The organism is Frankia sp. CeRuru1 (assembly GCF_977966315.1).
Map to the genome: position 1 here is coordinate 1 of NZ_CDWWEW010000170.1, position 10,604 is coordinate 10,604.

Genomic DNA, 10,604 nt, shown 5'->3' on the forward strand with positions numbered 1-10,604 from the left:
CCGCCGCGGGGGCGCCCCACGGCCGGTGGCCCGCCGCGGCGGCCGTCCCTGCCACCGGTTCCTCGGCGGTGGCTTCGCCCCGTGTGCCCCCCGCCGTCTCCAGGCTGCGGCCGGCAACCGGTGGTGCGGGTGCACGCGGGATGCGGGCCGTGCCGACCGCCGGCGGGCTCGGCCGGAAGGTCGCCGTGACCGGCTCGAAGCGTAGCTCGTCGCTGTCGAAGGTCGCGGCGATCCGGCCAGTGAGGACGAGGTGCTCGGGGGAACCGGTGTGCACCGCGCGTTCCCGGTCGACCAGCCAGACCGCGTCCGCGACGCGCAGCGCGAGCTCCAGCTCGTGCGTGGACACGACGACGGCGAGGTCGCGCTCCCGGGCGAGCCGGCGCAGCAGGGCCGTCAGCGCCACCCGGGACGGGGCGTCGAGGAAGGCGGACGGCTCGTCGAGCAGCAGCAGGCTCGGCTCCTGCGCGAGCGCGCGGGCGACCAGGACCCGCTGGCGCTCGCCGTCGGACAGCTCGTCGGCCTCCCGGTTGGCCAGGTGCCCGGCGGCCACCGCGTCCAGCGCCCAGGTGACGACTTCCTGGTCATGGGCGCCCAGCGCGCCGGTCACGCCCGTGTGCGGATGCCGGCCGAGCGCTACCAGGTCACGTGCCGTGATCATTGCGAGGTCGATCCGGTCGGTGAGCACGGCAGCGACCCGCCGGGCCCGCTCCGCCGACGTCAGCGAACGCAGGTCCACGCCGTCGAGCAGGGCCGCGCCGGCGAGCGGCGGCTGGAGGCCGGCCAGGGTGCGCAGCAGCGTCGACTTGCCGGCGCCGTTCGGGCCGAGGAACACGGTCAGCTCGCCGCGCCGCGCGGCCGCCACCACCTCGGTGAGGATCGGGCGTTCGCGGCGGGCCAGCCGCGCCGTCCGCCCGAGACGGTATCCGACGGTGAGCGCGCGCAGCTCGAGACCGCCGCCGGCCTGCAGGCCGGCGCTCACCGCGGCCGCGCCGGCCGCCGCGCGGCCCGCCGGGTCACCCGCCCTCTCTCCCGCCATGTCGGCCGTCACGCCACGCCCGCCACCGAGGAGCGCGCGCGCAGCAGCACGGCGATGACGACCGGCGCGCCGACCAGCGACGTCACGACGTTGATCGGCAGGAGCAGGTCGGTGCCGGGCAGCTGGGCGACGATGGAGCAGGCCAGCGCGACGAGCGCCCCGGTCAGTGCGACGCCGGGCAGCAGCACCCGGTGGTCGGAGGTGGCGAGCAGCCGGCGCGCGATGTGCGGCACGGCGATCCCGAGGAACGCCACCGGGCCGCAGTACGCGGTCACCGCCCCGGCGAGCAGCGAGGAGCTGGCCAGGACGGCGGTGCGGACCCGGCGGACGCGCACGCCCATCGTGCTGGCGTAGCTCTCGCCGAGCAGCAGGGCGTTCAGGGGCTTGGCGCTCGCCAGCCCGACCGCGATCCCGGCCGCCGCCACCGGGACGAACACGGCCAGGTCGTCGGTGGAGGTGCCGGAGAAGCTGCCGAGCTGCCAGGTGAAGAACTGGATCGCGCGCTGCGGCGCGGTCCAGGCCAGCAGCAGCGACACGATCGAGCTGACCGCCGAGCTGAGCACCACGCCGATCACCAGGAGGGTGACGACGGAACGGACCCAGCGGGCCAGGGTGAGCACCGCGGCGAGCACGACCGCCGCGCCGCCGGCGGCCGCCGCCACCACCCCGAGGCGCCCGGCGCCGAGCGCGCCGGCGGCGAACGCCCCGCCGGTGCCGCCGACGCCGGCGACGACGATCGCGACGCCCAGGCTCGCGCCCGCGCTCACGCCGAGCGAGTACGGGTCGGCCAGCGGGTTGCGGAACAGGGTCTGCATCTGCAGGCCGGCGACGGCGAGCGCGGCGCCGGCCAGGGCCGCCGTCACCGCGCGCGGCAGCCGCACCTGCTCGATCACCACGGCCCACCGGGGGTCGTGCGGATCCGCCCCGGTCAGCACCCGCAGCACCTCGGGCAGCGGGACGTGCACCGAGCCGATCGCGAGGGCGAGGGCGAACAGCGCGGCGACGCCGGCCGCGAGCCCGCCGAGCCCCAGCGCGCGCCGGAGGCGCCGGCGCGCGGACGCCGGCGGCGCGGACGGCACGGTCAGCTCAGCTTCTTGTAGAAGACGAACGTGTGGCCGGGCACGAGCTCGGGGTGCAGGATCGCGACCAGGTCGGCGAGCACCAGGTCGGGCCGGGTCACGCCGCGCTCCCAGTAGTCGTTGCCGCCGCCGGGCCCGATGGCCAGGGTGTTCGTCCAGACCTGGCCGCCGGGCTGCGCCGCGGCGAGGGTGCCGTAGCGGGGGTCCTCGGCGACCGCGTCGCCGACCGTGTCCCACTCGCCGTCGGCCAGCCAGACCGGCGCGTCGCCGCCGTCGGCGAACACCGCCTCGAAGCTGAGTTCCAGGCTGCCGGTGTCGGTCTCGTCCTCCCACGGGTAGGTCGCGCCCGCGTCCGACAGCAGCTTGCCGACGTAGCTGCCGCCGGACGGCATGTACCAGGTGCCCTCGTACATCGAGCCGGGCAGCACCTTCACCGGGGTGACCCCGGCGGCGGTCGCCTTGTCCGCGATGGCGGAGTAGTCGGTCTGGATCTGGCCGAAGACCTTGGCGGCCTGCTCCTCGTCGCCGGTGAGCGCCGCCATCACCTTGATCCACTCGGCCCGGCCGAGCGGGTCGCCCTCCAGCCATTCGGCGTTGGCGACGACCGTCACGCCCGCCTTGCGGATCGTCGCGTACTCGGGCGAGTCCGTCCCGTCGGTCATCAGGACGTCGGGGGCGGCGCTGACCACCTTCTCCACGTCGATCTGGTAGTTCGGGGCGTACTCGACGACCTTGCCGGCGTCGATCTGCTCGCGCACCTCAGGGCTGGAGACCAGGCTGGCGCTGGAGACCCCGGTGAGGACGTCGACCGCGTCCAGGTCGACCAGCAGCGGTAGGTGGGTCGTCGACCCGGAGTAGAGGCTGGTGATCGGCACCTCGATCTGCGGGGCGGCGGCGAGGTCTCCGGTCAGCTCCGGTGCCGGCGCGCCGCAGCGCACCAGCACGTACGACTCCGGCTTGCCGTCCGGGTACGGCTCCTTGACCGTGAGTACCTGGTAGCTGTTGTGGTAGGTCAGCGTGACGTTCTTGGCCGCCTCGAACGTCGACTTCACCGGGAAGTAGTCGGTCTCGGCGTTGAACGACGTCACGCACCCGCGCGCGTCGAGGGCTGCGGAGCCACCGGCCTCGTCACCGTCGTCGTCCCCGCAGGCCGCCAGCGAGACCATCGCCAGCACGCCGGCCAGCACCGCAGCGACGGCGGTCCGGCGACGCGGCCGGCCGGGCCGGCGGCGTCGCGACGGCCGCGCGGGCGCGTCGGCAGCGGCTGCCGAAAGCGCGGGATCAGACTCAGCACAAGCAGGCACGCTCACGCGGACCGCCTCTCCAGCACCTCGTGGATGGGTCACTCGATGCCGTGGCCGGTCTCCTGGCTGACGGGTCGACGCCTCCAGGTCAGCCTTCCCAGGCGAACACGCCCAGTGACTTCCGCCGCACCGCGGACCAGACCCGAGACTTCCCGATCACAGTGGCGAGGGCCGCGCCGGCATCACACCGGCTTCCCGAACACCACGGCAACGCCACGCTACGCGACCGGAGCCCAACCGGGCAAGAGGCACAGATCGGCCATCGCCGCGACGACGAGCACACCGGCGGTCAGGACCGGCCCGAGCCGCCGGCGGTCCTTCCCGCCTCGGGCCAGCCCCCGCTCCGGCGGCCGGGCGGGCGGAGCCCGGGGACACGGCTGCCACGGATCGACGTCACACCGACACGGGCCGCGACTACTGGACATAGTATGGTGTCCTACTTTATGGTCCCCTACCAAGGTCCATGGTGTCAGGGAAGCCGGTGTGAATCCGGCGCGGTCCCGCCACTGTGACCGGGGAGCCGGACTCCCGTGATGCCACTGGCCGCGTGCCGGGAAGGCAGGAGTCCGCGCCGATCCGGGAGCCAGGATACCGGCCGTGGGCGACCGTGTACTTCCACGAGGATGGAGTCGGAACGCATGTCAGCCCTGCTTTTTCATGCCCCCTTCCGAGCCGCCCGGCGACATTTCGACTGATTCCCGGCGGCTTTCGCACTCCTTCTTTCTTCACATCCTTCTCCCGGCGCGCCGCGGCCGCCGGGGCGATGCAGGCTGCGCACTTTCGGAAGGTCAGGCGAAATTTCTCATGCGAGAACTCACGCATCACGTCGGCGGAAAGCCGGTCCCGGGCACCTCGGGTCGTTTCGGTGCCGTCTACGACCCGAGTACCGGGCGGGAGCAGGCGCGGGTACCACTGGCGTCGCGCGCAGAGGTGGCCGACGCCGTCGCGGCGGCGGCCGACGCCCAGCCCGGCTGGGCCCGGCTCAACCCCCAGCGCCGGGCCAGGGTGCTGGCGCGCTTCCTCGAACTGGTCCGGGCCGAGCAGGACTCGCTCGCCCGGCTGCTCGCCGCAGAGCACGGCAAGACGGTGGCCGACGCGCACGGCGACATCGAGCGCGGCCTGGAGGTGGTCGAGTTCGCCACCGGCATCCCGCACCTGCTCAAGGGCGAGTACTCGGACGCGGCCGGCACCGGCATCGACGTGTACTCGATGCGCCAGCCCCTCGGGGTCGTCGCCGGGATCACCCCGTTCAACTTCCCTGCGATGATCCCGCTCTGGAAGGCGGCACCGGCGCTGGCCTGCGGTAACGCATTCGTGCTCAAGCCGTCGGAGCGTGACCCCTCGGTGCCGCTGCGGCTGGCGGAGCTGTTCCTGGACGCCGGCCTGCCGCCGGGCGTGTTCAACGTCGTCAACGGCGACAAGGAGGCCGTGGACGCGCTGCTGACGGACCCCCGGGTCGAGGCGGTCGGCTTCGTCGGGTCGTCCGACATCGCCCAGTACGTCTACGCCACCGCCGCCGCGCACGGCAAGCGGGCGCAGTGCTTCGGCGGGGCGAAGAACCACATGGTCGTCATGCCGGACGCGGACCTCGACCACGCGGTGGAGTCCCTGGTCGGCGCCGGCTACGGGTCGGCTGGCGAGCGCTGCATGGCGATCTCGGTCGCCGTCCCGGTGGGCGAGGCGACGGCGGACGCCCTGGTCGAGCGGCTCGCCGCGCGGGTCACGGCGCTGCGGATCGGGCCGGCGCTGGACGACGCCACCGAGATCGGCCCGCTGGTCACCCCCGCGGCCGTGGCCCGGGTCCGCGACTACCTCAGCTCCGGCGTCGAGGAGGGCGCGAGCCTGGTCGTCGACGGCAGCGGCAACCCGCTCGCGGGCACCGAGCACGAGCAGGGCTTCTACCTCGGCGCGTCGCTGTTCGACCACGTCACCCCGGCGATGCGGATCTACCGGGAGGAGATCTTCGGCCCGGTGCTCTCGGTCGTGCGCGCCGCCGACTACGAGGAGGCGCTGCGGCTGCCGAACGAGCACGAGTACGGCAACGGCGTGGCGATCTTCACCAGGGATGGGGACACCGCCCGGGACTTCACCCACCGGGTGAACACCGGAATGGTCGGCGTGAACGTGCCCATCCCGGTGCCCATCGCATACCACACGTTCGGCGGCTGGAAGCGTTCCGGATTCGGCGACCTGAACCAGCACGGGCCGGACTCGATCCGTTTCTACACGAAGACGAAGACCGTCACCTCCCGCTGGCCCAGCGCCCGGGTCCGGGAACAGGCCAGCTTCGTCATCCCCACGATGAAGTGACGGCGACCGGTGGAGACGCTGTCACCTGAGCGGCGCGCGCTCCGCGAGACCGCCGGCGATTTCGCCGACGAGTTCCTCGCGCCGAACGCCGTCAAATGGGACCAGACCCAGCATTTCCCGGTGGACGTGCTGCGCCGGGCCGGCGAGATCGGCATGGGCGGGATCTGCGTCGCCGAGGACGTCGGCGGCTCCGGGCTGGGCCGCCTCGACGTGGTCCTCATCTTCGAGGAGCTGGCCGCCGGCTGCCCGTCGATCGCCGCGTACATCTCCATCCACAACATGGTCGCCTGGCTGATCGACCAGTACGGCGACGACGAGCTGCGCGCCCGGGTTCTGCCGGAGATGTGCGCGATGGCCCGGCTCGGCAGCTACTGCCTGACCGAGCCGTCGGCCGGCTCGGACGCGGCGGCGATCACCACCCGGGCCAGCCGCGACGGTGACGACTACCTGCTCGACGGCGTCAAGCAGTTCATCTCCGGCGCCGGCGTCTCCGACGTCTACGTCGTGTTCGCGCGGACCGGTGCGAGCGGACCCGCCGGCATCTCAGCGTTCGTCGTCGAGCGCGGCACCCCCGGCCTGTCGTTCGGCCCGGACGAAGGCAAGATGGGCTGGAAGGCACAGCCCACCCGCCAGGTCATGCTCGACGGCGTCCGGGTGCCGGCGGGCAACCGCCTCGGCCCCGAAGGGGCGGGCTTCCCGGCGGCGATGCGGGCGCTCGACGGCGGCCGGCTCAACATCGCCGCCTGCTCGCTGGGCGGCGCCCGGTCGGCGCTCGACCGCACCGTGCGCTACCTGGGGGAACGCCACGCGTTCGGGGCGCCGCTGGCCGACGCGCAGGCGCTGCGGTTCCGGCTCGCCGACATGGGCACTGAGGTGGCCGCGTCCCGCGCCCTGCTCTGGCAGGCCGCGGACGCGCTCGACCGCGGCGACCCGGCCGCCACCCAGCTGTGCGCGATGGCCAAGCGCTTCGTCACCGACGCCGGCTTCACCGTCGCGAACGAGGCCCTGCAACTGCACGGGGGCTACGGATACCTCACCGAGTTCGGTTTGGAGAAGATCGTGCGAGACCTGCGGGTGCACCAGATCCTCGAGGGCACCAACGAGATCATGCGGGTGATCGTGTCCCGCGCGCTGCTGGCGGACGCCCGATGACCGCTGGCGCGCTGGCCGAGGGCACCGACGAGGTGATCCGCCGGGTCGACGGCCCCGTCGGCCGGCTCACCCTCGACCGGCCCAAGGCCATCAACGCGCTGACCCACGCCATGGTGCTCGCGATGACCGAGGCGCTCGCCGACTGGGCCACCGACGACTCGATCACCTGCGTGCTCGTCGACGGCGCCGGCGAGCGCGGGCTGTGCGCCGGCGGCGACATCCGCTCGATCTACCACGACGCCCGGTCGGGCAGCACCGGGTCCGTCGACTTCTGGGCCGACGAGTACCGGCTGAACGCCTTCGTCGCCCGCTACCCGAAGCCCTACGTCGTGCTGATGGACGGCCTGGTGATGGGCGGCGGCGTCGGGATCTCCGCGCACGGCTCGGTCCGCGTCGTCACCGAGCGCTCCAGGATCGGCATGCCGGAGACCGGCATCGGGTTCGTGCCCGACGTCGGCGGCACCTGGCTGCTGTCCCGGATGCCCGGCCAGACGGGCACCCACGCCGCGCTCACCGCCGGCACCCTGTCCGCCGCCGACGCGATCACCGGCGGGCTCGCCGACCATCTCGTCCCCGCCGAGAGGCTGCCGGAGCTCGTCGGCCTCCTGGCCGCCGGCACGCCGCCGGTGAAGGCGGTCGAGACGCTGGCCGTCCCCGCCGGCCCGGGGCCCCTCGCGGCCGCGCAGGAGTGGATCGACTCCTGCTACGCCGCGGACACGGTCGAGGCGATCCTCGAGCGGCTGCGCGCGCACGGCGACCCGGCGGCCGCCGCCGCTGCCGACGCGATCGCGGCGAAGTCCCCGACGGCGCTCACCGTCACCCTCGCCGCGCTGCGCCGCGCCGCAGCCCTCCCGGATCTGGCCGCGGCGCTCGTCCAGGAGTTCCGGATCTCCGCCGCCTGCCTGCGCCACCACGACTTGGCCGAGGGGATCCGCGCCCAGATCATCGACAAGGACCGCTCCCCGCGCTGGGCGCCCAGCACACTCGCCGACGTCGACGACGCCCTCGTCGCCGAGTTCTTCACCACGCCGGCCGGCGGCGACCTCGATCTCGACCTCGCCCGGGGCCTCGCCCGCGCCCGCCGGCGGGTGATCCGATGACCGGCCAGGCCGCCGCCGACGCGGCGGGGCGGCGGGTTGCCTTCCTCGGGCTCGGGAACATGGGCGGCCCGATGGCGGCCAACCTGGCCCGGGCCGGCGCCCAGGTCGCCGGGTACGACCCGGTGCCGGCCGCGGCGGGCCGGGCCGCCGCGGCCGGGGTGTCCGTCGCGGCCGACCCGGCGGGCGCCGTCGCCGACGCGGACACGGTCATCACCATGCTCCCGTCCGGCCGCCACCTGCTCGACTGCTACACGGCGATCCTGCCGAAGGCCCGTTCCGGCACCCTGTTCGTCGACTGCTCGACGGTCGGCGTCGCCGACGCACGGGCCGCGGCCGCCGCCGCGCTCGCCGCCGGCCACCGCGCCTGCGACAGCCCCGTGTCCGGCGGGGTCGCCGGCGCCGAGGCCGCCACGCTGACCTTCATGCTCGGCGGCGACGAGGCGACGGTCACCGACGCCTCCTCTGTGCTCGCCGCGATGGGCCGGCGGATCATCCACTGCGGCGGCTCCGGCGCCGGCCAGGCCGCCAAGATCTGCAACAACATGCTGCTGGGCATCACGATGATCGGCGTCAGCGAGGCGTTCGTCCTCGGCCGCGCCCTCGGCCTGACCGACCAGGCGTTCTTCGACGTCGCGTCGGTGTCCTCCGGGCAGTGCTGGGCGCTGACCTCGAACTGCCCGGTGCCCGGCCCGGTGCCGGCGAGCCCGGCAAACCGCGGTTACCAGGGCGGGTTCGCCGCCGGCCTGATGCTCAAGGACCTCGGCCTCGCCACCGCCGCCGCCACCGAGACCGGGGTCGACGCGGAGCTCGGCCGCCGCGCCGCCAGCATCTACGCCGCATTCGTCGACCAGGACGGCCCGGGACGCGACTTCTCCGCCGTCATCACCGCCCTCACCAGCGCCGCCCACGACCAGACCGTGGCCGAGGAGACCCGATGACCACCCCCGAGACCATCGTCGTCAGCCGCCCCGCCGCCGGCGTCGCGCTGATCACGCTCAACCGGCCGAAGGCCCTGAACGCGCTGAACAGCCAGGTGATGACCGAGCTGACCGCCGCGGCCGCCGAGCTGGACGGCGACGCCTCGGTCGGCGCGATCGTGCTGACCGGCTCCGCGCGGGCGTTCGCCGCCGGCGCGGACATCAAGGAGATGGCCGACCAGTCGTTCAGCGACGTCTACGGCCGTAACTGGTTCGCCGGCTGGGACGCGCTCACCCGGGTCCGCAAGCCGCTGGTCGCGGCCGTCGCGGGCTACGCCCTGGGCGGCGGCTGCGAGCTGGCGATGATGTGCGACGTCCTGCTGGCCGCCGACACGGCCCGCTTCGGCCAGCCGGAGATCACCCTCGGGGTGATCCCCGGCATGGGGGGCTCGCAGCGGCTCACCCGCGCCATCGGCAAGGCCAAGGCGATGGAACTGTGCCTGACCGGCCGGATGATGGACGCGCAGGAAGCCGACCGCGCCGGCCTCGTCTCCCGCATCGTCCCGGCCGACACCCTGCTGGACGAGGCCATCGCCGTGGCCACGACGATCGCGGGCATGTCCACGCCCGCGGCCATGATGGTCAAGGAGGCGGTCAACCGCGCCTTCGAGACGCCGTTGGCCGAGGGCATCCTGTTCGAGCGGCGCCTGTTCCACTCGACCTTCGCCACCGCCGACCAGAAGGAGGGCATGGCGGCCTTCGTCGAGAAGCGCGCCCCGAAGTTCCGCGACGCCTGACCACCCGCCGAGCCTTCCTCGCCCGCGCCGCAGGCGGGACGACCTCATCCGTGGGAACGCGGCTCAATCCCTGGCGGTCGGCGTGCCCGGGTGCGGGCGAGCAGCCCCGCAACCAGGTCGAGGGCGAGGAAGGCGGCGAGGCTGAGGCCGAGCAGCGGCAGCGCCCAGCCAACGGCGGCGGTCACGGCGACGCCGGCGGCCAGGGCCCACCAGGGCAGGTGACGCCAACCACCGCGGGTCGGGGGCGTGCCCAGCGGCCGGGGCTGGTCAGCACGGGTAAGCCGGCGCTGCCACCACATCCGGTAGCCCCAGATGATCACGCAGAGCAGGCCGATCGCGAGGGCCGCCAGCAGGATCTGGTTGGCCAGGCCGAACAGCGTTCCCATGTGGGCGTTGATCCCCAGGCGGGTCAGCTTGGCCGGTACCGGCCAGTCGGCGTAGTCGACCCGGTCGGTGATCTTCTGGCCGGTGGGGCCGACCGCGACCGCGTCGAAGCGCACCGGCCACTGGTTGTCCTTCTGGGTCACCGTCCACGCGGTGCCCGCCTCGGCGGGCAGACCGATCTCGACCGGCCCGTCCAGGCCGGCGGCGCGGGCAGTCGCGACGACCCGGTCGATCGCGGCCAGGTCGACGGCACCGGTGTTCCCGCCCATACCGTCGTGGTGGTGTCCCGAGCCGGCGGGGGCCTGCGCGACCTCGGTGGACAGTTCGGCGGAGTGGCCGTGCAGCGCGTCGACGAGCTCGCCGAAGTGGCCGCCGGCGTAGCGCGACCAGGTCAACCCGGTCGCGGAGAGAATGAGCAGACCGGCGGTGAGCCACAGGCCGGTGGCGGCATGCCAGCCCCGGGTCCGCCGCACCCCCCGGCGCGCGGACAGGTCCGGCAGCAACGCACGACGCAGGCCCCCGCCC

At 74.0% G+C, this 10,604-nt stretch carries 9 protein-coding genes and 2 riboswitches; of the genes, 5 read left to right on the forward strand and 4 right to left on the reverse strand.

Annotated elements, in window-relative coordinates; translation table 11 throughout:
* The 3 genes from AC08OP_RS13640 to AC08OP_RS13650 form a co-directional block, all read right to left on the reverse strand.
* A partial coding sequence (locus AC08OP_RS13640) for an ABC transporter ATP-binding protein (RefSeq protein WP_476614535.1) occupies positions 1-1,036 on the reverse strand: 1,036 nt, incomplete at its 3' end.
* A gap of 8 nt (positions 1,037-1,044) precedes the next feature.
* Positions 1,045-2,115: a FecCD family ABC transporter permease gene (locus AC08OP_RS13645; RefSeq protein ID WP_476614536.1), complete on the reverse strand. Its 1,071-nt coding sequence runs from the start codon at positions 2,113-2,115 to the stop codon at positions 1,045-1,047.
* 2 nt (positions 2,116-2,117) lie between these two features.
* The gene (locus AC08OP_RS13650; protein ID WP_476614537.1) at positions 2,118-3,425 is read right to left on the reverse strand and encodes an ABC transporter substrate-binding protein; all 1,308 of its coding nucleotides are present in this window, start codon (positions 3,423-3,425) and stop codon (positions 2,118-2,120) included.
* 29 nt (positions 3,426-3,454) lie between these two features.
* Positions 3,455-3,641: riboswitch (cobalamin riboswitch) on the reverse strand.
* A 205-nt stretch (positions 3,642-3,846) separates the two neighbouring features.
* Positions 3,847-4,033, forward strand: a riboswitch (cobalamin riboswitch).
* Between the two features lie 190 nt (positions 4,034-4,223).
* On the opposite strand from AC08OP_RS13650, the gene AC08OP_RS13655 reads away from it, so the two are divergent.
* The 5 genes from AC08OP_RS13655 to AC08OP_RS13675 are packed head-to-tail and all read left to right on the forward strand — an operon-like array spanning position 4,224 to position 9,695.
* Positions 4,224-5,729 carry a CoA-acylating methylmalonate-semialdehyde dehydrogenase gene (locus AC08OP_RS13655; protein WP_476614538.1) on the forward strand — a complete coding sequence of 502 codons (1,506 nt, stop codon included), beginning with the start codon at positions 4,224-4,226 and terminating at the stop codon, positions 5,727-5,729.
* Between the two features lie 9 nt (positions 5,730-5,738).
* On the forward strand, positions 5,739-6,881 hold the full coding sequence (locus AC08OP_RS13660) for an acyl-CoA dehydrogenase family protein (RefSeq protein ID WP_476614539.1): 1,143 nt from the start codon (positions 5,739-5,741) through the stop codon (positions 6,879-6,881).
* Positions 6,878-7,981, forward strand: a complete 1,104-nt coding sequence (locus tag AC08OP_RS13665; RefSeq protein ID WP_476614540.1) for an enoyl-CoA hydratase/isomerase family protein — start codon at positions 6,878-6,880, stop codon at positions 7,979-7,981. The genes AC08OP_RS13660 and AC08OP_RS13665 overlap by 4 nt, the downstream gene beginning before the upstream one ends.
* Positions 7,978-8,919, forward strand: coding sequence for a 3-hydroxyisobutyrate dehydrogenase (gene mmsB, locus AC08OP_RS13670; RefSeq protein WP_476614541.1), 942 nt, complete (start codon positions 7,978-7,980; stop codon positions 8,917-8,919). The genes AC08OP_RS13665 and mmsB overlap by 4 nt, the downstream gene beginning before the upstream one ends.
* Positions 8,916-9,695, forward strand: a complete 780-nt coding sequence (locus AC08OP_RS13675) for an enoyl-CoA hydratase (protein WP_476614542.1) — start codon at positions 8,916-8,918, stop codon at positions 9,693-9,695. The genes mmsB and AC08OP_RS13675 overlap by 4 nt, the downstream gene beginning before the upstream one ends.
* A 44-nt stretch (positions 9,696-9,739) precedes the next feature.
* On the opposite strand, the gene AC08OP_RS13680 is transcribed toward AC08OP_RS13675, so the two are convergent.
* Positions 9,740-10,604, reverse strand: an 865-nt coding sequence (locus AC08OP_RS13680) for a PepSY domain-containing protein (RefSeq protein WP_476614543.1), incomplete at its 5' end; no start/stop codon positions are given.